Annotated in this window: 1 protein-coding gene; it reads right to left on the reverse strand. The window is 61.9% G+C overall.

All coding sequences use genetic code 11. The annotated features are described in order from the left end of the window. Positions 1–242: 242 nt before the first annotated feature. Positions 243–464 (reverse strand): phosphoribosylformylglycinamidine synthase subunit PurQ (locus AACY08_RS29435; RefSeq protein WP_339472602.1); only part of this gene is annotated, 222 nt, incomplete at its 5' end.

The raw sequence follows: 464 nt of genomic DNA on the forward strand, positions 1-464 counted from the left end.
AGCAGATCGGCATGGTGATGCTCAGCCAGTTCGTGCTGAAAGTGTCCTGGGAAGTGCTGCTGACGCCGGTGACCTATCTGGTGGTCAACGTGCTGAAGCGCAGCGAGGGCGTGGATGTTTACGACCGCGGGACGGACTTTTCACCGTTCCAGATTTAGGATCGATGCGGTTCGCGTGTTGAGAGAGGAATGCCTTTTCCGTCAACCGTTCGGAAGGGGGCAGAAGACCGATTCGGTCCGTCTTTACGCCCCGACCAGTTCCAGCAAGCCCTCGAACATCCGCCGTCCATCATTGCCGCCATGCGCCGCAGTTTCGATGCGGCGTTCGGGATGCGGCATCAGGCCGAGCACGTTGCCAGCGGCATTGAGCACGCCCGCAATGTTGCGCGCGGAGCCGTTGACGGGCTCGGCATAGCGGAACGCGACGCGGCCTTCGCCTTCCAGCCGGTCGAGCGTTTCGGCATC

This window comes from Pseudomonas sp. EL_65y_Pfl1_R83 (genome assembly GCF_963970695.1).
Taxonomy (GTDB): domain Bacteria; phylum Pseudomonadota; class Gammaproteobacteria; order Pseudomonadales; family Pseudomonadaceae; genus Aquipseudomonas; species Aquipseudomonas tritici.